Here is a 23,246-nt window from a genome sequence, read left to right as displayed (position 1 = left end):
CCGGCGGCGCGGACCATGCAGCCCGTCCGGCGTCTCGATCCCCTGCCCGACTGGGTATCCGATCCCGCGGTCATTTCCATCATGCAGGCGGCCATGGCAGGCGGCGGGCGCGTGCGCTTCGTTGGCGGCTGCGTGCGCAACAGCCTGATGAGGCTGCCGGTCGCCGATATCGACGCCGCCACCGACGTGCCGGCGGAAGAGGTAATGCGCCGGATCGCGGCCGCCGGCATCCGCGCCGTGCCGACGGGGCTGGACCATGGCACGGTCACGGCGGTGAAGGAGCATGTGAAGGTGGAGATCACCACCCTGCGCGTCGATGTGGAGACGGACGGCAGGCGCGCGCGCATCGCCTATACCGACGATTGGGCCGAGGATGCGAAGCGCCGCGACCTCACCATGAACGCGCTGTTCCTCGATCCCGATGGCACGCTCTATGACCCGGTTGGCGGTCTGGCCGATATCGAGACGGGGCGGGTGCGCTTCGTCGGCGAGGCGGAACGCCGCATCCAGGAAGATGTGCTGCGGCTGCTGCGCTTCTTCCGCTTTCACGCGCATTATGGCCGCATGGCGCCGGACGAGGACGGGCTGGCCGCCTGCAAGCGCTTTGCGCCGCTGCTGCCGACCCTGGCCGGGGAGCGTATCCGCGACGAGTTGCTGAAGCTGCTGGCGGCGCGCGACCCGGCCCCGACCTTCTATCTGATGCGGCAGGCCGGCGTTCTTTCCCACGCTTTGCCGGAGGCGACGCACCTCAGGCGGCTGGCGGCGCTGACCCTGCTGACCGGCGAGATGGAGGAAGCCGCCCCCGATCCGCTGCGCCGGCTGGCCGCCATCCTGCCCGAAGCGAAGGCGGGAAAGGCTGTCGCTACGCGGCTGCGCTTGTCCAATGCGGAGCGCGACCGGCTGGTCGCCATGCTGAAGCCGGCGGCCGATATCGACCCCGCCGCCGGGCCACAGGACCGCCGCCGCCTGCTCTACGCCATCGGGAATGAAACCTACCGCGATCTGGTGTTGCTGGACTGGGCGCGGCGGCTGGCCGACCAGCCGGGCGCGGTGCCGGCCTGGGTGGAGGCGGGCTACCGCGTGCAGCTTGCCGCTGCCTATGGCTGGGTGCGCCCGAAGCTGCCGGTCGATGGCAAGGATGCGATGGCGCTCGGCATTCCCACCGGCCCGGCGGTCGGGAAACTGCTGAAGCAGGTCGAGGGCTGGTGGATGGAAGCGGATTTCCGCCCGGACCGCGCCGCCTGCCTCGCGAAGCTTAAGGAACTGGCGGGGTAGGGCGCGGCATAGATGTCCCCCTCACCCAGCCTCGCCTAATTCGCTTCGCTCATAAGGCTGCGCAACCCTCTCCCTCCAGGGGAGAGGGAAAGAAAATGGCTCTATGACCCTCTCCCCTTGCGGGAGAGGGTGGACGCGCAGCGTCCGGGTGAGGGGGGTGGCGCAAGCCGCCTTATGCTTCGGGACGCCGCCGCTTTCCCAACCGTCATTCCCGCACTTGTTGCGGGAATCCAGGATTCAGCTTACTCGGGCAGGTATCCAGAAGGCGGAGGCCTGGACCCCCGGCACAAGGCCGGGGGTGACGGACGGTGAGTTGGAAAGGCGAAGAATGAGAATCGCGCCCTACTCCAGCCGTTCGTCGGGCGGGGCGATCTCGGTGACGAGGTCGCGGATCAGCGCCTTGTTGGGCAGCGGCGCCAGAGTCATGTCGCCCTCGCGCAGCCGCTCGGTGCAGGCATAGATCACCTTGCCGTCCAGATGCATCATGCATTCCTTGCAGGCATTGGCGTTGATGCAGGAGAAGCGGAAGGCCAACGCCGGGTCGCGGTGCGCGCGTATCCAGCGCAACCCATCCAGCACCGACTGGCCGGGCTCGAATGGTACGTCATGCGTCTCGGCGCGGGGCGCTTCCCCGGGCCGGCCGCGCTGGAGGATGAGGCGGGCGGTCTGGCTCACGAGGCGGCCTCCATTTCCTGGCGGATGACGGCGCGGCGTTCCAGCGAGAGGGCGCCCTGCTTCAGCCGGATGATCTGGTTCAGCTCCCAGGCCGGGTCGAGGCCAGGGTGATCCTCGCGCTGGTGCGCGCCGCGGCTTTCGGTGCGGGCCTGGGCGGACAGCGTGACCGCCTCGGCGACGGTCAGCATGGTGCGCAGGTCGAGCCAGTCCAGCCGCTCGGGGTCGTAGGCGGCACCGCTGCCGAACGGCACATCGCCGAGACCGGCCTTCATCCGGCGCAGCTCGGCCAGCGCATGGGCCAGCTTCTCCGCCGTGCGGAACGGGCCGACATAATCCTGCATCAGGTCCTGCAACTCCGCGATCAGCGCGGCGCTGTTCGGTGCCTGCTTCGGCCCATCGGCCTGCAGCAGGGCCAGCCCTTCCGCCGCATCCCGCGCTATGTCGCCGACCGGGCCAGCGGCCTTGGCGCGGCTGGCGGCGTTGCGCCCGGCGACGAAGCCGAAGGCCAGCGCCTCGGTGATGGCGTTGCCGGACAGCCGGTTGGCGCCGTTCGCGCCGCCGACCGCCTCGCCCGCGCAATAGAGGTTCGGCACCTCGGTCTCCATGTCGGGGCCGACCTGTACCCCGCCCATATGGTAATGGGCGATGGGGGCGACCTCGATGGCGGTCCTGGTCAGGTCGATGCCATTCTTCGCCAGCTTGTCGATGATCGGGCCGAAGGCCTGGCGCAGCTCCGATTCCGGCACATGCTCGAAGCTGAGATAGGCGCCGCCGGCCGGGCTGCCGCGCCCGGCCTCGACCTCCTTGGTGATGGCATAGGTCGCCTGGTCGCGTGTGATCTGGTAGCGGCCGCCATCGGCGACGCCGTACTTCTGCGTGAACTCCTCGCGGTTGCCGTTCAGCAGCCGCCCGCCCAGCTTGTAGCGGAACGGGTCCCACATGATCGGGTCCATGCCGATCAGGCGCGGCGCCAGATGGCCGATCGGGAAGAACTGCACGAATTCCATATCGATCAGGCTGGCCCCGGCGCGCAGCGCCAGCGCGTAGCCATCGCCGCCCATGTTCAGCGAGGCGCTGTTGCGCCGGTACAGCCGGGTCAGCCCGCCGGTGGCGATGATGGTGGCAGGGGCGGAGACCAGCACCGGCTCGCCGGTGTGGAGATGCAGGCACAGCACGCCGACCGCCGCGCCGTCGCGCTGCACGATGTCCACCGCATAGAGATCGCCGACCCGGCGTACCGGTTCGTGCCGGATGACCTGCGTGCGCAGCGTCTTGGACACGGCGGGGCCGGTATTCAGGAAATCGACATAGACGCAGCGCGGCCGGTCATGGCCCGGCGCCTGCACCTGCTTCAGATGCCCGTCCTCGGCGGCCCAGCCGACCTTCCAGTCCTGCAGGCGGCGGATGGCGGTAACGCCCTCCTCGCAGAGCAGCCGGGCGAGCCGCTCGTCGCACAGCCCGCGCCCGGCGGCCAGCGTGTCCTTCAGATGGTGTGTCCAGTGATCCTCGGTCTGCTCGCCGACGGCGGCGGCCACCGTCATCTGCGCCATCACCGTGGCGCCGCCGCGGCCGATCAGGCTGCGGTCGATAAGGATGGAGCGGCTGCCCGCTTCCGAGGCGGCGATGGCGGCGGCCATCCCGGCCCCGCCCGCACCGATGATCGCGATGTCGGTTTCAAGTGTGCGCATAAGTGTATGATGGCGGGCATTACGGCGCTGCACAACATGCTGCTGATGCAAGGCCGCATGCAGGCAGGGGTGATCAGGCAGCCCGATGCGCCCTGATGCGGGTGGCCTCCGCCTCGCCCAGCGCGCGCTGCGCCAGTTTCAGATCGTACTGGGACTGCAGGTTCAGCCAGAATTCCGGGCTGTTGCCGAAATACAGGCCGAGCCGCAGCGCCGTATCGGCGGTGATGCGCCGGCGGTCATTCACGATCTCGGCGATGCGGTTGGGCGAGATGCCGATGGCCCGCGCGAGCGCGTTCTGCGACAGGCCGTATTCGGAGAGAAACTCCTCCTTCAGCACATCCCCGGGGGTGACGATGGCGAAACTGTCCCTGGCTTTCTCGGTCATGGCACTGTCCTCAATGATAATCCACGATCCGGACATCGAAGGCCTTGCCTTCCGACCAGCGGAAGATCAGCCGCTACTGGTCGTTGATCCGGACCGAATGAAACTCCTTCAGATCGCCTTTCAGCCTTTCCAGCCGATTCGAGGGCGGAACCGCCATATCCTCCAGCCGCGCGGCGGCATGCAGGGCGGTCAGCTTCAGCTTGGCGCGTCGGGCAATCGCCTCGAAGGCCGGCACGCGCTCGTCGGCAAAAAGCCGCTCCGTCGCCTTATCGCCGAAGGATGCAATCATGCGGAAACTATATACCGCATACCGGTATAAGGATAGTCCGATTTTCCACTCTTGACGGGCCGGGCTAAGCGGTCTCACTATGCAAGAAAACATATGTACACAAATGAATAGCTGACTGGGACCAACCCGGCGGCGAACAGGGTACAGGGTTTCCTGGCAGCAAGCGTCCCGGCACTGTTAAGGGTGGTGGGCGGCCAGCAGATTGGGAGAATGCGGGTGAGCGACGGCCAATATCTGCGCCCGGAGCGGCTCGAGGACGCGGTTTCCGCCTTGCGCGAGGGACGCTGGACCCTGCTTGCCGGCGGCACCGACCATTACCCGGCGCGCGTCACCGCGCAGCGCCCTGAGGATATTCTCGACATTACCGGCCTTGTCGGCCTGCGTGGCATTGCCGATGCCGGCGATTATTTCCGCATCGGCGCGCTGACGCGCTGGTCTGATATTGCCGAAGGCGACCTGCCGCCCTGCTTCGACGGGCTGCGCCGCGCGGCGCGGGAGGTTGGCGGCGCGCAGATTCAGAACCGCGCCACTATCGCCGGCAATCTCTGCAACGCCTCGCCCGCCGCCGATGGCGTGCCGCCGCTGCTGACGCTGGACGCCTCGGTCGAACTGGCCTCGGCCAACGGGGTGCGCGTGCTGCCGCTGGGTGATTTCATTCTCGGCAATCGCAGGACAGCGCGCCGGCCGGATGAGCTGGCGACCGCCATCCTGGTGCCGAAGCCGGCGGAGTCCGCCCGCGCCAACTTCCTGAAGCTGGGTGCGCGCAAATATCTGGTCATCTCCATCACCATGGTCGCTGGCCTGCTGGAAGTGAAGGAGGGCAGGGTCGCCGCCGTGCGTATCGCGGTTGGTGCCTGCTCCGCCGTGGCGCAGCGCTTGCCGGCGCTGGAAGCCGCACTGGTCGGACAGCCTGCCATCCCCGGCCTTGCCGCGATGGCGAAGGCGGAGCATCTGGCCGCGCTGTCGCCGATCGACGATATCCGCGCCGATGCCGGCTACCGTCTTGAGGCGGCGCTGGTGCTGGTGAAACGCTGCCTTGCCGAGCTTGGAGCAACAGCATGAACGCGCCCATCGCCATGTCACAGGCGAGTGACAGCCGCATCCGCCTGACGGTGAATGGCCAGCCGGTGACGCTCTCCGTGCCGCCGGGCCGGCGGCTGACGCGGGTGCTGCGCGACAATCTGGGGCTGACCGGCACCAAGGTGGGCTGCGATGCCGGGGATTGCGGCGCCTGCACCGTACTGATGGACGGGCGGCAGGTCTGTGCCTGCCTGGTGCCGGCCGCACAGGCGAACGGGACGGATATTGTCACGGTAGAGGGGCTGGCAGAGGAGGGCCGGCTGAACGGCCTGCAGCAGGCCTTCCATCGCCATGGCGCGGCGCAGTGCGGCATCTGTACGCCGGGCATGCTGATGGCGGCGAGCGAGCTGCTGGCTGTTACCGCTGCGCCCACCCGCCAGCAGGTCGAGGATGCGCTGGGCGGCGTGCTGTGCCGTTGCACCGGCTACCGCAAGATCGTCGATGCCGTACTGGATGCCGGCGCGTCCGGGGCTTTTGTGGGGGCAAAGAGCGGTGCCGCCGTTGGCGCGCGCATTCCCCGCAAGGACGGGATTCCGAAGCTGACCGGCGAGGAGAAATTCGGCGCCGACGAGGCGCCCGCCGATGCGCTGTGGCTGCGTGCGATCCGCTCGCCCCATGCCCATGCGCGCTTCACGCTGGGCGATCTGGATGGCTTCCGGAAAAGCCATCCGGGCATCGAGCACATCTTTACCGCCGCTGACGTGCCGGGCAGCAACAGTTTCGGCATCTATCCCGACCTGAAGGACCAGCCGGTGCTGGCCGATGGTTATGTGCGCTTCCGGGGCGAGGCGGTGCTGGCGCTGGTCGGCGAGCGCGCGGCGCTGGAGGCGGTGGCCGAGGCGGATATCCCCATCGACTGGCAGGAACTGCCGGCGTTGATCGGTACTGAAGCCGCTTTGGCCGAGGGTGCCCCGCAGCTGCACGCCGCCAGTGCCGGCAATGTGCTGATCCGGGGCCATGTCGCGCGCGGCGATCTGGAGGCCGGCTTCGCCAGTGCTGTGGCGCGCACGGCACGGCGCTTCGAGACCAGCTATGTCGAGCATGCCTATATCGAGCCGGAGGCCGGCTTCGCCCGGCGCGTCGGCAGCCGCATGGAGATCACGGCCTGCACCCAGACGCCCTACATGGACCGCGACGAGGTCGCGCATGTGCTGGGCATCGCGAAGGCCGATGTGCGGATCATCCCGACGGCGACCGGCGGTGGCTTCGGCGGCAAGCTGGACATGTCGGTGCAGCCGCTGCTGGCGACGGCGGCCTGGCTGCTGGAGCGGCCCGTCCGCATGATCTACCACCGGCCGGAATCCATGGCCTCCACCACCAAGCGCCACCCGGCGACCATCGCGGTGGAGGCGGCGGCGGATGCTGAAGGAAAGATCACCGCCTTCCGCTTCCATGGCGATTTCGACACCGGCGCCTATGCCTCCTGGGGGCCGACTGTGGCGAACCGCGTGCCGGTCCATGCCACCGGCCCCTACAAGGTCGGTGCGGCTTTGTGCACCAGCCGGGCTGTCTATACCAACGGCACCCCGTCCGGTGCCTTCCGGGGCTTTGGTGTGCCGCAGGCCGCCATCGCGCATGAGGCGGCGATGGATGATCTGGCGCTGGCGCTGGGCATCGACCGGCTGGAATTCCGCCATCTGAACGCGCTGCGCGCCGGCGAGGCGACGCATTGCGGGCAGGTTATCGAACAGTCGGTCGGCATGGCCGCCTGCCTGGAGGCGCTGCGTCCGCGCTGGCGTGAGTTGGTCGGTCAAAACATGGCGTTCAACGCGAGCCAGAAGGCGGAAGGCGGGCCGCTGCGGCGTGGCGTCGGCGTGGGGTGCATGTGGTATGGCTGCGGCAACACCTCGATGTCGAACCCGTCCACCATGCGCATCGGCCTGAAAGCCGACGGGCGGCTGACGCTCTATAACGGCGCGCATGATATCGGCCAGGGCAGCTACACCATCATGGCGCAGATCGCCGCCGATGCGCTGGGCCTGCCGGTCGGTCTGGTGGAGCAGGTGCATGCCGATACCGACCGCACGGCGGATGCCGGCAAGACCTCGGCCTCGCGCCAGACCTTCGTGTCCGGCAAGGCGGCGGAGCTGGCGGGCCTCGACCTGCGCGCGACCATATTGCGCCTCGCCAATGCCGGTCCTGAATCGGTGCTGTCGCTGGACGGTCCGATCCTGACGGTGGCGGAAGGGGTCGTGGTGCGCCGCATCGACCTGCGGGAAATCCCGGTGGAAGGGCTGGAAGGCGATGTGCTGACCGGCGAGGGCACTTTCGATCCGCCGACCAGCCCGCTGGACGAGAATGGCCAGGGCGTGCCCTACGCCACCTATGCCTTCGCCGCGCAGATCGCCGAGGTCGAGGTGGATATCGAGCTGGGCACGGTGAAGCCGCTGCTGATCGCCGCCGCGCATGATGTCGGCCGGTCGATTAACCCGATGCTGGTGGAAGGGCAGATCCAGGGTGGCATCGCGCAGGGCCTCGGCCTCGCGCTGATGGAGGAGTTCATCCCCGGCCGCACCGAGAATCTGCACGATTACCTGATCCCCACCTTCGGCGATGTGCCGGATATCGAGATGCACCTGATCGAGGATGCCGAGCCGCTCGGCCCCTATGGCGCCAAGGGCATCGGCGAGCCGGCGCTGGTGCCGACCGCGCCGGCCATCCTGGGGGCGATCCGCGACGCCACGGGGGCGGTGGTCGCCAAGGTGCCGGCACTGCCGCACCGGGTGCTGAAGGCAATCCGGGAAGCGGAGGCCGCGCGATGAACGACGCCACGCCGAAGACGCCGGAACAGGATGAGGGCGAGATCGTCCGCTGCGACGCCTGCCCGGTGATCTGCCGCATCCGCAAGGGGCGCAGTGGTGCCTGCGACCGCTATGGCAATGTCGATGGCGAGCTGGTGCGGCTCGACCCGCTGGTGGTCACCCAGCAGGTGGCGGCAAGCCAGGGGGCTGTCGTGCCCTTCCTGAAGGAGGATTGGGACGGATCGCTGGTCGCCGGCGCGCCGACCTTCCTGACCGGCATCGGCTCCGGCACCACCTATCCTGACTACAAGCCGGCCCCCTTCATCGTCTCCACGCAGCATCGCGGCGTCGATACGGTGACCGTGGTGACCGAGGGCATCTTCAGCTATTGCGGCGTGAAGCTGAAGATCGATACCGACCGCTATCTGGGGCCGGAACAGGCCGCCGTGCGCCATGAGGGCGAGGCGGTGGGCCATGTGACGACCGCCGAATATGGCTCGCAGATGCTCTCCCTGGGCGGCGTGCATCACCTGACCGGCGGGTCGAAGAAGGAAGGCAACGCCACCTGCGCGGCGCTGCTGGCGCTGTGCAACAAGCAGGCGGTGGAACTGACCGTCGATGGCGGCTCCGCGCTGATCGTCCAGGCCGGCAAGCCGCCCATCGTCGATGGCAAGCAGGAACAGCGCATGCGGGTCGGCTGCGGGTCGGCCACCATCGGCATCTTCGCCAAGCAATGGCATGAGCATGCCGACGAGGTGATCGTGGTCGATGACCACATCACCGGCGTCTTCACCGAACATCAGGCCGGGAAATATCTCGATGTTCGGGCGGCGGGCATCCGGGTGCGCGGGCGGCGCTCCACGCCGGGCCGCTATTTCCAGGTCGCCAATCCGGGCAGCGGCTGGGGCGGCACGGATGTCACCGATCCGCTGTCGATCATCGACAGGATCGATCCCAAGACCGCCTGGCCCGGCCTGCGCCTGCTGATGGTCTCCACCACCGGCGAGGATCATGCCTATTTCGTGCTGGACGAGAACCTCGTGCCGGTGGCGCAGTCGCTGCCGCCGGGACTCGATCCGGTGGTCGGACGCATCGAGGAGAATTGCGAGCCTGCCATGACCTCCGTGCTGTTCATGGCAGGCGCGGGCGGCAGCCTTCGCGCCGGTGTGACCGAGAATCCGGTGCGCCTCACCCGCTCCGTCCGTGAACTGGTCACCCGCGTCACCTGCGGCGGCGCGCCGGTCTATGTCTGGCCGGGCGGCGGCATCACCCTGATGGTCGATGTCACCCGCATGCCGGAAAACTCCTTCGGCTATGTGCCGACGCCGGCGCTGGTCGCGCCCATCGAATTCACCCTGCCGCTGGCCGATTACGAGGCTCTCGGCGGCCATAGCGGCGAGGTGAAGCCGCTGGAGGCGGTGCTGGAGGCGGTGGCGCGCCGCCAGTCCTGGCCGCAGCCCGCCGACAATCCCTGGCCTCTCGACCCTCAGGACAGGCTCACATGAGTATCCAGCGTGCCTTCCTGCCCGATGGCCGGCTGCATCTGCAGCATGGCCCCATCGATCTGGTGATCGAGGCGTTCGGCCCGCTGGCGGAGGTGCGCCGCGCCTACTGGCAGGCGGTGCAGGCCTTTGACGGGCTGCTGGAGAGGCTGACGCTGGAACTGCATTTGCTGCGCCGCCCGCTGGGCGAGGCGCCGCCCGCGCTGCATGGCCCGGTGGCGCGGCGCATGCTGGCGGCGATCTGGCCGTTCCGCGGCTTCTATGTCACGCCGATGGCGGCGGTGGCGGGATCGGTGGCGGATCATGTGCTGGCCGCCATGCTGCGCGACCGGCTTCTGACCAAGGCCTATGTGAATGATGGCGGCGACATCGCCTTCCACCTGACAGCGGGTGAGAGCTTCCGCGCTGGGCTGGTGCCCGATCTCACCCAGGGCGCGATGGAAGGGCTTGCGGAAATTCCGTTCGACACACCGGTGCGCGGCATCGCCACCAGCGGTTCCGGCGGGCGGTCGCTGTCGCTGGGGATCGCCGATGCGGTGACCGTGCTCGCGCGCGATGCGGCGGCGGCGGATGCGGCGGCGACGCTGATCGCCAACGCCGTGGACCTGCCGGGTCATTCCGAAATCCGCCGCGCGCCGGCCAGCAGCCTGGACCCGGACAGTGATCTTGGCGACCTGCCGGTGACGCTGGAGGTCGGACCGCTGGGCGATGGCGAGATCGGCCAGGCGCTCGCCGCCGGGCTGCAACGGGCCCATGCGATGCGCGAGGCTGGACACATCCATGCGGCGGTGCTGTCATTGCGCGGACGTTTCGCCCTGTGCGGCACCGCCCTCAGCCCCGAACTGCCCGAACTGACGGAGACGAGATGAGCGAGCTGGTCCAGATCCGCAAGATGGTCCTGACCGTCGAGGAAATCCGCCATGAGGGCGGCCCCGCGCCGGAACGGCCGATCCTGCGTGCTGCCTGCCTGGCGGTGCTGAAGAATCCCTATGCCGGGCGCTATGTCGCAGACATCACGCCGCTGATGGAGGCGCTGAAGCCGCTGGGGCTGGAGATGTCGCAACGGCTGATCGCGGCACTGGGCGGCGATGTGAAGAAGATAGAAGGTTACGGCAAGGGCTCGATCATCGGCACGGCGGGCGAGCTGGAACATGGTGCGTGCTGGCATGTGCCGGGCGGCTATGCGATGCGCGAACTGCTGGGCAGCGCCAAGGCCATCGTGCCGTCCTCGACCAAGGTGGGGTCGGCGGGCGCGCGCCTTGATGTCGCGCTGGGCCACAAGGACGCCGCCTATGTGCGTAGCCATTTCGACGCGATGGAGGTCGGCATTCACGACGCACCGCGCGCCGACGAGATCGTCTATTGCCTGGTCATGACCACCGGCGGGCGCATCCATGCCCGTGTCGGCGGCCTGCAGGTCAGCGAGATCAAGGGAGAGGATGGCCTGCGCTAAGAACGGGCCAGGTTGTTAGAGCAATCCACTTTGTTTGGGGGACCGACGATGATGACACGCAGACGCTTTTCCGGCCTGGCACTCGCCGCCGGTATGACCGCCGCGCTGGCGGCTAACGGGTCGGCTGTCGCCGCCGACAAGATCGTGCTGGGCGATATGAATTCCTATACCGGCTTCGCTTCCTTCACGATCCCCTACAAGCAGGGCTGGGAGCTGGCGCTGGAGGAGATCAACGCGTCCGGTGGCATTCTCGGCAAACAGGTTACGGTGGTCAGCCGCGATGATGGCGCCAAGCCGGCCGACGCGGTGACCGTGGCGAACGAGCTGGTCAGCCGCGAGGGCGCCACCCTGTTGTTCGGCACGCTGCTGTCGCATGTCGGCCTTGCCGTGTCCGACTTCGCCAAGCAGAAGAAGGTGATCTTCATCGCCGCCGAGCCGCTGTCCGACTCGATCGCCTGGCAGAAGGGCAACCGCTACACCTTCCGGCTGCGCCCCGGCACCTATGTGCAGGCCGCGCTGCTGGCGGAGGAGGCGGCGAAGCTGCCGGCGAAGAAGTGGGCGACCATCGCGCCGAACTATGAATATGGCCAGTCCGCCGTCGCCGCCTTCAAGGAGCTGCTGAAGGCGAAGAAGCCGGATGTGGAGTTCGTCGCCGAGCAGTGGCCGGCGCTGGGCAAGATCGATGCCGGCGCCGCCGTGCAGGCGCTGGCGGCGGCCAATCCGGACGCCATCTTCAACGTGACCTTTGGCGGCGACCTGCTGAAGTTCGTGCGCGAGGGCAAGGTGCGCGGCCTGTGGGAGAAGCGCACCGTGGCCAGCATGCTGGGCGGCGAGCCGGACTGGATCGACCCGCTGAAGGATGAGGCACCGGAGGGCTGGCTGGTCACCGGCTATCCCTGGTACGCCATCGAGACGCCGGAGCATGTGAAGTTCCGCGAGGCCTTCCAGAAGAAGTTCAACGACTATCCGCGCCTCGGCTCGGTGGTCGGCTATGCCGCGCTGTATTCGGTGAAGGCGGCGATGGAGAAGGCCGGCACGACCGAGACGGAGAAGGTCGTCGAGGCCTTCGCCGATCTGCAGCACGGCACGCCGCTGGGGCCGATCACCTACCGCGCCATCGACAACCAGAGCACCATGGGCGCCTATGTCGGCACGCTGACCGTGAAGGACGGCATGCCGCGCATGGTCGACTGGCGCTTCGGCAAGGGCGAGGACTATCTGCCGCCCGACGAGGTGGTGAAGAAGCTCCGTGCGAAGGAGTAAGCTTTTATCGTAGGCCTTTTCCCTCGCTGGGATGGCTAACCGCCCTGCCCACCCTCTCCCCTCGCGGGAGAGGGTGGTGAGCGATAGCGAACCGGGTGAGGGGGCTTGTGTCGATAAGGTTACCCCTCACCCAGCCTCGGCTAGGCTCGTTCCTCGCCAAGCCTCGTCAACCCTCTCCCGCCCTGGGCGTAAGTCTTGGGGGAGAGGGGAGAAGTAGGGAACCCCGCCCTTGGAACTGTTCATCGCCCAGTTGCTGACCGGGCTTGCCAGCGCCTCTGCCTTGTTTCTGGTCGCCTGCGGGCTGACCATCATCTTTGGCGTTACCCGGATCGTGAATTTCGCCCATGGCAGCTTCTACATGCTGGGCGCCTATATCGCCTGGACGCTGATCGAGGGGATGGGCGGCGGCGTGCTCGCCTTCTGGAGCGGGGTGCTACTGGCCGCCATCGCCGTCGGGCTGATCGGCGTGGCGATGGAGATGACCATCCTGCGCCGCATCTACCACGCGCCGGAGCTGTTCCAGTTGCTCGCCACCTTCGGCGTGGTGCTGATCGTGCAGGATATCGCGCTCTATATCTGGGGCGCGGAAGACCTGCTGGGCCCGCGTGCACCCGGGCTGACCGGGGCCGTGCCGTTCGGCGTGCAGCGCCTGCCGGAATATGATCTCTTCCTGATCGCCTTCGCGCCGCTGGTACTGGCCGGGCTGTGGCTGCTGTTCCACCGCACCCGCTTCGGCATCCTGGTGCGCGCCGCCACGCAGGACAGGCAGATGGTGGCAGCGCTGGGCGTGAACCAGAAATGGCTGCTGACCGGCGTGTTCTTCCTGGGCACGGCGCTGGCCGGGCTGGGCGGGGCGATCCAGCTGCCCAAGGGCAATGCCAGCCTGACCATGGATCTGGGCATCATCGCCGAGGTGTTCGTGGTCACGGTGGTCGGCGGCATGGGCTCGATCCTGGGCGCTTACCTCGCGGCGCTGCTGATCGCGCTGATCCGCGTCTTCGCCGTCGCCAATGCGGATATGAGCGTGCTGGGCATCCAGTTCTGGCAGGTCGAGCTGGTGCTGATCTTCGCCGTCATGGCGGTGGTGCTGGTGGTGCGGCCCTGGGGGCTGCTGGGCCGGCGGGAAACACTGCATGCCGCGCATGGCGCGGTGGAACCGCCGCTGCTGCCGGCACCCGCTTCGCTGAAATGGTTTGGCCTCGCGGTGCTGGCCCTGCTGGTGGCGTTGCCCGGCATGGCGGGCAATTACGCGCTGACCATCGCCACGGAAATCCTGATCTTCGCGCTGTTCGCCGCGTCCTTGCATTTCCTGATGGGGATCGGCGGCGTCATCTCCTTCGGCCATGCCGCCTATTTCGGCCTCGGCGCCTATGGAGCAGCGCTGATGGTGAAGCATTTCGCCTGGCCGATGGAGGCCGCCCTGTTCATGGCGCCGGTCGGAGGCGCGCTGGGGGCGCTGCTGTTCGGCTGGTTCTGCGTGCGGCTGTCGGGCGTCTATCTCGCCATGCTGACGCTGGCCTTCGCGCAGATTGCCTGGGCGGTCGCCTTCCAGTGGCTGGATGTTACCGGCGGCGACAATGGCATGCTGGGCATCTGGCCGTCCTCCTGGGCCTCATCGGCGGCGGCGTTCTATGGCTTTGCCGCCATCGTCGTGGTGCTGGCGCTGCTGGCGCTCAGGCGCATCGCCTTCTCGCCCTTCGGCTATGCGCTGCGGGCCGGCCGTGATTCGCCGCTGCGCGCGGATGCCATCGGCATCGATGTGCGCCGCATGCGCTGGTTCGGCTTCACCCTGGCCGGGCTGTTCGCCGGCATCGCCGGCGGGCTGTTCGCCTTCCTGAAGGGCAGCGTCTCGCCCGACCTGATGGCGATCCCGCTGTCGGTCGATGCGCTGGTCATGGTGCTGCTGGGCGGCGTGCAGACGCTGGCCGGGCCGATTGTCGGCGCGGTCAGCTTCACCGCCATCAAGACCGAGCTGGTGAGCCTGACCAATTACTGGCGCATCCTGCTGGGCCTCGTCATCGTCGGGCTGGTGGTCGCCTTCCCGCAGGGCATCGCCGGCTTCGTGCGCCATCGCTTCATGGACCGGGAGGATGCGGCATGAGCCGGGTGCTTGAGGTTGCGGGCCTCGCCAAATCCTTCGGCGGCATTCACGCCGTCAGCGATGTGTCCTTCACGCTGGATACCGGGGAGCTGCTGGCGCTGATCGGCCCGAACGGCGCCGGCAAGACCACCTGCTTCAACATGCTGATGGGCCAGCTGAAGCCCAATGCCGGCACCATCCGGCTGCTGGGCCGTGACATTGCCGGCATGGCGCCGCGCCGCATCTGGCGGCTGGGCGTCGGCCGCACCTTCCAGATCACCGCCACCTTCGGCTCGATGAGCGTGCGCGAGAATGTGCAGATGGCGCTGCTGTCGCACCATAACCGCCTGCTGTCACTGTTCGCCGATGCCGGCCGCCAGTACCGGGAAGAGGCAATGGAACTGCTCGCCCTCGTCGGCATGGCGGAGCAGGCGGAACGCGCCTGCGGCGTACTGGCCTATGGTGACCTGAAGCGCGTGGAGCTGGCGGTGGCGCTGGCGAATGCGCCGAAGCTGCTGCTGATGGACGAGCCGACCGCCGGCATGGCCCCGCGTGAGCGCGTCGGGCTGATGGAGCTGACCGCCAGCATTGTGAAGCAGCGCGGCATCTCCGTGCTGTTCACCGAGCATGACATGGATGTGGTGTTCGGCCATGCCGACCGGGTGCTGGTGCTGAACCGGGGCCGGCTGCTGGCCGAGGGCACGCCGGCGGCGGTGCGCGACAATCCGCTGGTGCAGGAAACCTATCTCGGCAGCGGCGCCATGTTCGCGGGAGAGGCTTCGTGATGCTGACCGTCGAAGGGCTGAACGCGCATTATGGCCGCGCCCATATCCTGGCCGATGTGGCGCTGACGGTGGCGCGCGGCGAGGTGCTGGCGCTGCTCGGCCGCAACGGGGCCGGCAAGTCCACCACCATGAAATCCATCGTCGGGCTGGTGCCGCCGACATCGGGCAGCATCCGTTTCGAGGAAACGGATGTGGCGGGACGGCCGCCGCACGAGATCGTCCGGCTGGGCCTCGGCTATGTGCCGGAGGAACGCCGTGTCTTCACCGAGCTGACGGTCGAGGAGAATCTGGAGGTCGGGCGTCAGCCGGCGCGGCCCGGCGTGCCGGAATGGACGCCTGAGAAGCTCTATGCGCTGTTCCCTAACCTGGCGGAGATGCGGCGCCGGCCGGGCGGGCAGATGAGCGGCGGCGAACAGCAGATGCTGACCATCGCACGCACGCTGATGGGCAACCCCTCTTTGGTGCTGCTGGACGAACCGTCCGAGGGGCTGGCGCCGAAGATCGTGGAGCAGATGGCCGTCACGCTGAAGGCGCTGAAGGCGGAAGGGCTGACGCTCATCCTGTCGGAGCAGAACCTGCATTTCGCGAAGCTGGTCGCCGACCGCGCGACCATCATCGAGAAGGGCGGCATCCGCTTTTCCGGCACCATGGACGAGCTGATGGCGGACGAGGACGCCCGCCAAGCCTATCTGTCGGTGTGAGGGATTTCTATAATTGCTTTCTGGTGATTCCCTCGCCCCCTTGGGGGAGAGGGTTGCGCAGCCTTGGCGAGGCGAAGCCGAGGCTAGGCGAAGCTGGGTGAGGGGGACATGCACAAGGGTAGCACCAAATCTCCCCTCACCCGGCTTCCGCTAACTCACTTACGTTCGTAAGCGTTCGCATCCCTCTCCCCTTCCGGGGCGAGGGAAACGCGCATTAACGTGCTGTCGTACAGACTACTTCTTCAGGAAGGCGATCAGGTCTTCGATTTCCTTGTCGCTCTTCAGACCGACGAAGGCCATGCGGTTGCCCGGCACGAAATCCTTCGGGTCCTTCATGTACTTGGTGAAATTCTCCTCGGTCCAGACGAGGCCCTTCTCACCGGCCGCCTTCATGCCATCGGAGTACTTGAAACCATCGACGCTGGCGGTCTTGCGGCCGATGATGCCGACCAGATGCGGGCCGACCCGGTTGGTCTCCTTGTCCGCCACGTGGCAGGCGCGGCACTTGTTGAAGACCTTCTGCCCGGCCGCGGCATCCCCGGCCTGAACCTGGGGGGCAAAAATGACGGTGGCGAGCGCGGCGGCAACGACCGGCAGGCTTAGCTTCCTCATCAGCATTCTGTGTTCTCCCATTTGTACGGGCATGTGTTTAGGGCACATACGCAGACTAATTCTAGTTGTTGCAGGCCGCGCGGCAACCGGACTGTTGGTCGCAGGTCAGATTCGCTGGATTGCATGGAATGCATGATTAAGCGCATAATGATGTAAATTTTATGTCATTCCGCGACGGGGTGAGGGACAAGGTGACGAAATCCGGCGACCCGAAGGGCGAGAGCCCTAAAGCCAAGGAATCCGCGGGCCACGGCCTCAGCGCCCAGGATGTGGCGCGGCTGGCCGCCGACCGTTCCGGCGAGAGCCGGCAGGCGACTGTCCAGAAGCTCGCCGCCACCTATGCCGAGAGCGAGATGTCGCCCGCCGAGCGCGAGGCGGTGATGGCGCTGTTCCAGATGTTCGCGCGCGATGCCGAGCAGCGGGTGCGCGCCGCCTTGGCCGCCAGCGTGAAATCGCTGCCCGACCTGCCGCACGATCTGGCGATGATCCTGGCCAGCGACGAGGCCGAAGTCGCCGGTCCGATCCTAGAAAGCGCCTCGGTGCTGACCGAGGCCGATTTGCTGATGCTGGTGCGCGATAGCGACACCGCGAAGCTGCTGTCGATCGCCAAGCGCGAGCATGTGCCGGGCAGCGTCGCCGACGCGCTGGTGGATAGCGGCAACGAGGCCGTGGTGGCGACCGTGGTGTCCAATCCCGGCGCCGATCTGAGTGACCGCGCGATGGAGCGGGCGCTTGCCGCCTTCCCGAACAGCGAGACCGTGAAGGAAGGGCTGGTCAGCCGGCCGGTGCTGCCGGTGACCATCGCCGAGCGGCTGGTCAATCTGGTGTCCGAGCGGCTGCGCGAGCGGCTGGTGACGCATCACGCCCTGTCGCCCGACATGGCGACCGACCTTGTGCTGGAAAGCCGCGAGCGGGCGACCATGTCGCTGCTGCGCGGCGCGCGTTCCACCCTGGCGGTCGAAGCGCTGGCGAAGCAGCTGCACAAGAATGGCCGGCTCACCGAATCGCTGATCCTGCGGGCGGCGGTGCTGGGCGATATCGATTTCCTGGAATCCTCGCTGGCGGTCATCGCCGGCATCCCGCGCGAGAATGCGCGGCTGCTGGTGCATGATGCCGGCCGGCGCGGCCTTGCCTCGCTGCTGAAGAAGGCGGATTTTCCGGCTCGGCTTGCCGTCGTGCTGCAGACCGCGGTGGAGGTCGCCGACGAGACGCAGTTCGACGGGCTGGATCGCGACCGCGAGCGCTATGCCGTGCGGATGATCGAGCGCGTGCTGACGGCGGTGGATGAAAACCCGGACAATATCCTCGACCAGGCGGATGTCGATTACCTGATCCGCAAGATCGACCGGTTGCAGGGGCCGCAGGCTATCGCCTGCTGAGCCACTAACTCAGCCCTTAAAATCAGCCCCAGGGGCCGGCAGCGGCCGCCAGCTTCTGCCCGGCCATTTCCTCCAGCCGGCGGATACGCTCCGCCGTCTTCGGATGGGTGGTGAACAGCCCGTCCACCGCATGCGCGTGCAGCGGGTTGATGATGAACATGTGCGCGGTCGCGGGGTTGCTCTCGGCCGGGTTGTTGTCGATCACCTGCGCCGCCTGCTCGATCTTGCGCAAGGCCGAGGCCAGCCACAGCGGGCGGCCGCAGATTTCCGCGCCAACCCGGTCGGCCTCGTATTCGCGCGAGCGGCTGATCGCCATCTGCACCAGCATCGCGGCCATCGGCGCCAGCACCATCACCAGAATGGTGCCGACGATGCCTAGCGGGTTGTTGCGGTTGTTGCCGAAGAACAGCGCGAAATTGGCCAGCATGGACACCGCACCGGCGACCGTGGCGGTCACCGTCATGATCAGCGTGTCGCGGCTCTTCACATGCGCCAGCTCATGCGCCAGCACACCCGCGACCTCCTCCGGCGACAGCACGCGCATCAGGCCGGTGGTCACGGCGACGGCGGCGTTCTCCGGGTTGCGACCCGTGGCGAAGGCGTTGGGCTGGTCGGTCTCGATGATATAGACGCGCGGCATCGGCAGGCCGGCACGCTCCGCCATGCGGGCGACGATGTCGAACAGCCAGGGCTGGCTTTCCCGCGTCGCCTCGCGGGCTCCGTACATGCGCAGCACCATCTTGTCGGAATTCCAGTAAGCGAACAGGTTGGTCGCCGCCGCGAAGGCAAGCGCGATCAGCATGCCGCCCTCGCCGCCCAGCATGAAGCCGATGCCGAGGAACAGCGCGGTCAGCCCGGCCATCAAGATCGCGGTGCGCGTGAAACCCATCGTCGGAAACCCGTCCTTTCAACCGATCCCGCCCGATTGCGGGAATACATCTGAAGCCGATGATAAATGCGCAGCGCAGGCGGATGCTTCAAGACTTGGCGGCTGCCGGTCCGTGCGCCATATAAAGGAAATGACCGAGAACAAGCCTGACCAGACCCCCAAGCCGGCCTTCCGCGAGCGCAAGCTGGAGAGCGGCAAGGTACCGCCCGCAGCCGCCAAGACGGCCCCCAAGCCTGAGGACATGCCGAAGGAGATTGGCGGGCCGGCCGGGCCGGAGCCGACGCGCTATGGCGACTGGGCCTTCAAGGGCCGGGTGACGGATTTCTGACCGGCTTCAGCCGATATCGGGCGTCCAGGCGATGACCCGGTTGCGGCCGGCTTCCTTCGCCGCATAGAGCGCCGCGTCGGCGCGCTGCGTCGCGGTCTTCACGGAGCTGTCGCCGGACAGGGCGGCAATGCCGAAGGAGCAGGTGACGTGGATCGTGCGGCCGCCGCCGATCGGCACCTGCATCTCCTCAATGCGGCGGCGCAGCCGCTCCAGCGCCTGCTTCGCTTCCTCCGCCGAGACATCCGGCAGGCAGAACAGGAACTCCTCGCCGCCATAGCGGTACAGCCGGTCATAGGGGCGCAGCGCCTCCAGGAAGGCGGCGGCAACCAGCCGCAGCACCATGTCGCCGGCCTGGTGGCCGTAAGTGTCATTAACCTTCTTGAAATGGTCGAGATCGCCCATCGCCACCATGCAGGGCTTGCCGCTGCGCAAGGACCGCTCGCGCTCGCGCATCAGCTCCTTGGTCATGGTCTGGCGGGTGTGCGCCCCGGTCAGCGGGTCGAGGTCGGAGGCGACCTTCTGGAACGCCTTCAGCAGCTTGCGCGCCAGATCGGTGAAGCGCGTCACCTTCTCCACCAGCACGTCATATTCCTCGACCGGGATCTTCGCGTCCTTCCAGGCGCGCGCGGCCAGCCATGCGGCGTTGCGGTGCAGGTCGCGATGTGCCAGCGCCAGCGCCTCGAAGGCGGGCTGGGCGACCAGCGGATCATGCTGATGCAGATCGTACCAGTTGCCGAAGCCGCACAGGAAATGCGCGTGTTCGGAGGTGATGTCGCCGGCAGGCTGCACCTTGCACACGGCGGAGCGGTTCCAGCGCAGCATCCAGTCCAGATGTTCCAGGATCGCGGCGTCGAGCTGGCGGACGATGTCTTCCTGGGTCAGTGGCTCAGAGGGCTCCTTGCCCCCCCGCATCTGCCCGTATCGCTGTTCGCTCGCTGCCATCCGCTGTCCCGTCCAGGGCTCCGGTTCCCCTATCATATTGGCTTGCCGGCATAATCGGCAACCGGGGAGGTATTGCCCTAGGAAAGACGGGTGCTGGAATGCGCCGGTATTTACTCAAGAATGTCATTCCCGCACTTATTGCGGGAATCCAGGGTTCAGCCTGCTCGGCCGATGATCCAGCAAAGGGAAGCCTGGACCCCCGCAATAAATGCGGGGGGGACGGTCCGAGAGAATGTGACGGCCCGAGAGAACGTGACGGTCTGTGAGAACCGACGGTCAGTGAAACAGGGAACGGCTTAAAGCGGCTCCCGCTAGTCCGCCAGTTCCGGGCGGTCGCGGTAGAGCTCCAGCGCCTCCGGGTTGGCCAGCGCCTCGATATTCTTGATGGGCCGGCCATGCACCACGTTGCGCACCGCCAGCTCGACGATCTTGCCGCTCTTGGTGCGCGGGATGTCGGCGACCTGCACGATCTTTGCTGGTACATGGCGCGGCGTGGCGCCCGAACGGATTTGCTGGCGAATGCGCTTTTCCAGCCCCTCATCCAGCGTCACCCCGTCGCGCAGCCGCACGAACAGCACGACGCGCACATCGCTGTCCCAGTCCTGGCCGATGACGATGCTCTCCAGCACTTCCGGCAGCTTTTCCACCTGGCGGTAGATTTCCGCCGTGCCGATGCGCACCCCGCCAGGGTTCAGCGTGGCGTCGGAGCGGCCATAGATGATCATGCCGTCATGCTTCGTCAGCTCGACGAAATCGCCATGGCACCAGATGTTCGGGAAGCTCTCGAAATAGGCGGCGCGGTATTTCGCGCCATCGGGATCGTTCCAGAAGCCGATGGGCATACAGGGGAAGGGCTTGGTGCAGACCAGCTCGCCCTTCTGTTCGCGCACCGGCTGGCCCTCATCGTCGAACACATCGACCGCCATGCCGAGGCCGCGGGTCTGGATCTCGCCGCGCCAGACCGGGCCGATGGGGTTGCCCAGCACGAAGCAGGACACGATGTCGGTGCCGCCGGAGATCGAGGACAGGCAGATATCCGGCTTGATGCCGGCATAGACGAAGTCGAAGCCTTCCGGCGAGAGCGGCGAGCCGGTTGAGGTCATCGCCCGCACGCTCTTCAGCGAATGCGTCTCGCGCGGGACGAGGCCGCTCTTCAGCACCGCGTCGATATATTTCGCGCTCGTGCCGAACAGCGTCATGCCCTCGGCATCGGCATAGTCGAACAGGATGCGGGCGTCGGGGTAGAAGGGCGATCCGTCATAGAGCAGCAGCGTCGCCTCGCAGGCCAGCGCGCTGACCAGCCAGTTCCACATCATCCAGCCGCAGGTGGTGAAGTAGAAGACGCGGTCGCCCGGCTTCACGTCGCTGTGCAGCTGCAATTCCTTCAGGTGCTGCAGCAGCGTGCCGCCGGTGCCATGCATGATGCATTTCGGCACCCCCGTGGTGCCCGATGAATAGAGGATGTAGAGCGGGTGGTTGAACGGCACCCGCACGAACTCCAGCGCTTTCGGCTGATAGGGCGCGACATAGTCGGCATAAGGGGTGGCACGGTCGATGCCGCTCAGGTCCATCGCCTCGCGGGCATAGGGCACGACGACGACACGCTTTACCGTCGGCAACTGCGCGGCGACCTCGCGCAGCTTCGCCAGGCAGTCGATCACCTTGCCATTATAGTGATAGCCCTCGACCGCGATCAGCACCTTCGGCTCGGTCTGGCCGAACCGGTCCAGCACGCCCTGCACGCCGAAATCGGGCGAGGCGCTGGTAAAGGTCGCCCCCAGCGAGCTGGCTGCCAGCATGGCGATCACGGTTTCCGGCAGGTTCGGCATATAGGCCGCCACCCTGTCGCCCTGGCCGACACCCTCCGCCTTCAGCGCCTGCGCCAGCCGGGAGACGGCTTCGTTGAGGTCGCGCCAGGACAGGCGGCGCTTCACCTTGTCCTCGCCCCAGAACACGATGGCGTCGCTGTCGTCATTCTTGCGCAGCAGATTCTCGGCGAAATTCAGCTTCGCATCGGGGAAGAACTGCGCGCCGGGCATCCTGTCCTCGTCGATCAGGATGCGCCCGCCCTTCTCGCCGATCACGCCGCAATAATCCCAGATCAGGTCCCAGAATTCCGCGCTGTTCTCCACCGACCAGCGCCACAACCCCTGGAAATCCCCGGCCTTCACGCCGTGGCGTTTCTCCAGCGCGGCCATGAAGCAGGTGACGTTCGCCTGCGCGATGCGGTCGGCCGAGGGCTGCCACAGGGGCGTTTCGGAGGGGGGAGTATCGGTCATGGTCGCTCAGCTCTTGGTGGTGGGCGCGACGCGGAAGGGGTGCACGGTGATGTCGCGCCAGACATCGCCGGTGACATAGGGATCGTTCTTCAGCCAGTTGTCGAAGGCGGCGCGGTCGGGGAACTCCAGCAGTGCGGAGGAGCCGATCATCTTGCCTTCCTCGTCGAGGATGGCGCCGCCGGTGATGCCGTGCCCGTCGGCAACCAGCTTGTACCAGCCTTCCAGATGCTTCTCGCGTACCGCCAGGCGCCGCGCCAGCGCCAGATCGTCGGTGCCGTCATAGGCAATGACCAGAAACTGCATCTCCGCCTCCCGTGTTGCATCCCCGATATCCCGTTCGCCGGGCTTTCCATCGGTAATAGCGCGCGGGGGCGCGTCAAGGCAAGGTCAGCCCAGCCCCTAGCCCAGCCTGAGTAATGTGGCGCCGAGGCAGAGGAAGGCGCCGGTCGTCAGCACCCGGCGCAGGCTGAGATACAACAGCGGCAGCAGCCCCTTCTTCACCGCCTGCATGTCCACCGCGAAGGCGGCGAGGTAGCAGGCCATCAGCGCCATCAGCGCGCTTTCCGGGGCCATCATGACGGAGAACCAGGCGAGCAGCGCCGGCGTCACCGACCAGCCCATCCAGCCCCAGCTGCGCGCGCCGTCAGGCCGGCTGAGCGCCGCGCCCCAATGAACCGCCCCCAGGAAGGAGAGGATGACCGTGGCGTAGGCGACCTGCATGTCCTGCGCGACCCGCGCCGCCATTGGCTCGAACAGCCAGACGGCAACCGCCCCGGCGAGGAACGGGATCAGCCCGCCCAGCCCCAGCACCAGGGCGGGCAGCGGCACATCGGACAGGCGGGCGCGAAGCGGCGGAGCGGCAGAGGGTTCGGTTGTCATGGCAGGGAAGATAGGCGAGAC

The 23,246-nt window shown here is 67.2% G+C and carries 22 protein-coding genes; 12 read left to right on the top strand and 10 right to left on the bottom strand.

Annotation, left to right across the window (positions count from 1 at the left end; translation table 11 throughout):
• Window positions 1-15 precede the first annotated feature (15 nt).
• Window positions 16-1,275, top strand: coding sequence for a CCA tRNA nucleotidyltransferase (locus tag MK313_RS01340; RefSeq protein ID WP_287779761.1), 1,260 nt, complete (start codon window positions 16-18; stop codon window positions 1,273-1,275).
• A 342-nt stretch (window positions 1,276-1,617) separates the two neighbouring features.
• Here the strand turns inward: MK313_RS01340 and MK313_RS01335 are convergent, their stop codons facing one another.
• The 4 genes from MK313_RS01335 to MK313_RS01320 all read right to left on the bottom strand — a co-directional run bounded on the left by MK313_RS01335 (window position 1,618) and on the right by MK313_RS01320 (window position 4,312).
• A complete protein-coding gene (locus tag MK313_RS01335; protein ID WP_121220001.1) occupies window positions 1,618-1,950 on the bottom strand; it encodes a 2Fe-2S iron-sulfur cluster-binding protein in 333 nt (110 codons plus the stop codon).
• Complete coding sequence (locus MK313_RS01330) at window positions 1,947-3,638, bottom strand: FAD-binding protein (protein ID WP_287779758.1); 1,692 nt, start codon at window positions 3,636-3,638, stop codon at window positions 1,947-1,949. Before MK313_RS01330 ends, MK313_RS01335 begins: the two co-directional genes overlap by 4 nt.
• 73 nt (window positions 3,639-3,711) lie before the next feature.
• A complete protein-coding gene (locus MK313_RS01325; protein WP_121220004.1) occupies window positions 3,712-4,023 on the bottom strand; it encodes a HigA family addiction module antitoxin in 312 nt (103 codons plus the stop codon).
• A 73-nt stretch (window positions 4,024-4,096) separates the two neighbouring features.
• Window positions 4,097-4,312, bottom strand: a complete 216-nt coding sequence (locus MK313_RS01320; protein WP_287779756.1) for a type II toxin-antitoxin system RelE/ParE family toxin — start codon at window positions 4,310-4,312, stop codon at window positions 4,097-4,099.
• Between the two features lie 216 nt (window positions 4,313-4,528).
• Here MK313_RS01320 and MK313_RS01315 point away from each other — a divergent pair, with 216 nt between their 5' ends.
• The 9 genes from MK313_RS01315 to MK313_RS01275 all read left to right on the top strand — a co-directional run bounded on the left by MK313_RS01315 (window position 4,529) and on the right by MK313_RS01275 (window position 15,917).
• Window positions 4,529-5,374, top strand: a complete 846-nt coding sequence (locus MK313_RS01315) for an FAD binding domain-containing protein (protein WP_287779754.1) — start codon at window positions 4,529-4,531, stop codon at window positions 5,372-5,374.
• Complete coding sequence (locus tag MK313_RS01310; RefSeq protein WP_287779751.1) at window positions 5,371-8,154, top strand: molybdopterin-dependent oxidoreductase; 2,784 nt, start codon at window positions 5,371-5,373, stop codon at window positions 8,152-8,154. Before MK313_RS01315 ends, MK313_RS01310 begins: the two co-directional genes overlap by 4 nt.
• Entirely contained in the window at window positions 8,151-9,638 is a 1,488-nt protein-coding gene (locus tag MK313_RS01305) for a 6-hydroxynicotinate reductase (protein WP_287779749.1), read from the top strand. The genes MK313_RS01310 and MK313_RS01305 overlap by 4 nt, the downstream gene beginning before the upstream one ends.
• Entirely contained in the window at window positions 9,635-10,504 is an 870-nt protein-coding gene (locus MK313_RS01300; RefSeq protein WP_287779747.1) for a UPF0280 family protein, read from the top strand. The genes MK313_RS01305 and MK313_RS01300 overlap by 4 nt, the downstream gene beginning before the upstream one ends.
• Window positions 10,501-11,088, top strand: a complete 588-nt coding sequence (locus MK313_RS01295) for an amino acid synthesis family protein (protein WP_121220016.1) — start codon at window positions 10,501-10,503, stop codon at window positions 11,086-11,088. The genes MK313_RS01300 and MK313_RS01295 overlap by 4 nt, the downstream gene beginning before the upstream one ends.
• A gap of 48 nt (window positions 11,089-11,136) precedes the next feature.
• Window positions 11,137-12,351: an ABC transporter substrate-binding protein gene (locus tag MK313_RS01290; RefSeq protein WP_287779744.1), complete on the top strand. Its 1,215-nt coding sequence runs from the start codon at window positions 11,137-11,139 to the stop codon at window positions 12,349-12,351.
• 229 nt (window positions 12,352-12,580) lie between these two features.
• Window positions 12,581-14,452 (top strand): ABC transporter permease, encoded by a 1,872-nt coding sequence (locus MK313_RS01285; protein WP_121220020.1) that lies wholly within the window; start codon window positions 12,581-12,583, stop codon window positions 14,450-14,452.
• Complete coding sequence (locus MK313_RS01280; RefSeq protein ID WP_287779742.1) at window positions 14,449-15,216, top strand: ABC transporter ATP-binding protein; 768 nt, start codon at window positions 14,449-14,451, stop codon at window positions 15,214-15,216. Before MK313_RS01285 ends, MK313_RS01280 begins: the two co-directional genes overlap by 4 nt.
• Window positions 15,216-15,917, top strand: a complete 702-nt coding sequence (locus MK313_RS01275; RefSeq protein WP_287779823.1) for an ABC transporter ATP-binding protein — start codon at window positions 15,216-15,218, stop codon at window positions 15,915-15,917. Before MK313_RS01280 ends, MK313_RS01275 begins: the two co-directional genes overlap by 1 nt.
• Window positions 15,918-16,151: 234 nt before the next feature.
• Here the strand turns inward: MK313_RS01275 and MK313_RS01270 are convergent, their stop codons facing one another.
• Window positions 16,152-16,535, bottom strand: coding sequence for a c-type cytochrome (locus MK313_RS01270; protein ID WP_008944906.1), 384 nt, complete (start codon window positions 16,533-16,535; stop codon window positions 16,152-16,154).
• Window positions 16,536-16,690: 155 nt separating this feature from the next.
• On the opposite strand from MK313_RS01270, the gene MK313_RS01265 reads away from it, so the two are divergent.
• The gene (locus MK313_RS01265; protein ID WP_287779739.1) at window positions 16,691-17,908 is read left to right on the top strand and encodes a DUF2336 domain-containing protein; all 1,218 of its coding nucleotides are present in this window, start codon (window positions 16,691-16,693) and stop codon (window positions 17,906-17,908) included.
• A 22-nt stretch (window positions 17,909-17,930) separates the two neighbouring features.
• On the opposite strand, the gene htpX is transcribed toward MK313_RS01265, so the two are convergent.
• On the bottom strand, window positions 17,931-18,797 hold the full coding sequence (gene htpX / locus MK313_RS01260; protein ID WP_287779736.1) for a zinc metalloprotease HtpX: 867 nt from the start codon (window positions 18,795-18,797) through the stop codon (window positions 17,931-17,933).
• Window positions 18,798-18,927: 130 nt separating this feature from the next.
• Between htpX and MK313_RS01255 the strand changes: the two genes are divergently transcribed.
• The gene (locus MK313_RS01255; RefSeq protein ID WP_008944903.1) at window positions 18,928-19,125 is read left to right on the top strand and encodes a succinate dehydrogenase assembly factor 4; all 198 of its coding nucleotides are present in this window, start codon (window positions 18,928-18,930) and stop codon (window positions 19,123-19,125) included.
• 6 nt (window positions 19,126-19,131) lie between these two features.
• Here the strand turns inward: MK313_RS01255 and MK313_RS01250 are convergent, their stop codons facing one another.
• The 4 genes from MK313_RS01250 to MK313_RS01235 form a co-directional block, all read right to left on the bottom strand.
• A complete protein-coding gene (locus MK313_RS01250; protein ID WP_183077952.1) occupies window positions 19,132-20,067 on the bottom strand; it encodes a diguanylate cyclase in 936 nt (311 codons plus the stop codon).
• A gap of 311 nt (window positions 20,068-20,378) precedes the next feature.
• On the bottom strand, window positions 20,379-22,346 hold the full coding sequence (locus MK313_RS01245) for an acetoacetate--CoA ligase (protein WP_287779729.1): 1,968 nt from the start codon (window positions 22,344-22,346) through the stop codon (window positions 20,379-20,381).
• 6 nt (window positions 22,347-22,352) lie between these two features.
• Window positions 22,353-22,649 carry a YciI family protein gene (locus MK313_RS01240; RefSeq protein WP_040707490.1) on the bottom strand — a complete coding sequence of 99 codons (297 nt, stop codon included), beginning with the start codon at window positions 22,647-22,649 and terminating at the stop codon, window positions 22,353-22,355.
• A gap of 96 nt (window positions 22,650-22,745) precedes the next feature.
• On the bottom strand, window positions 22,746-23,225 hold the full coding sequence (locus MK313_RS01235) for a DUF3429 domain-containing protein (protein ID WP_287779724.1): 480 nt from the start codon (window positions 23,223-23,225) through the stop codon (window positions 22,746-22,748).
• Window positions 23,226-23,246 lie beyond the last annotated feature (21 nt).

Source organism: Oceanibaculum sp. (genome assembly GCF_022449305.1).
GTDB lineage: Bacteria > Pseudomonadota > Alphaproteobacteria > Oceanibaculales > Oceanibaculaceae > Oceanibaculum > Oceanibaculum indicum.
This window is presented reverse-complemented; position numbering and strand designations above follow the sequence as displayed.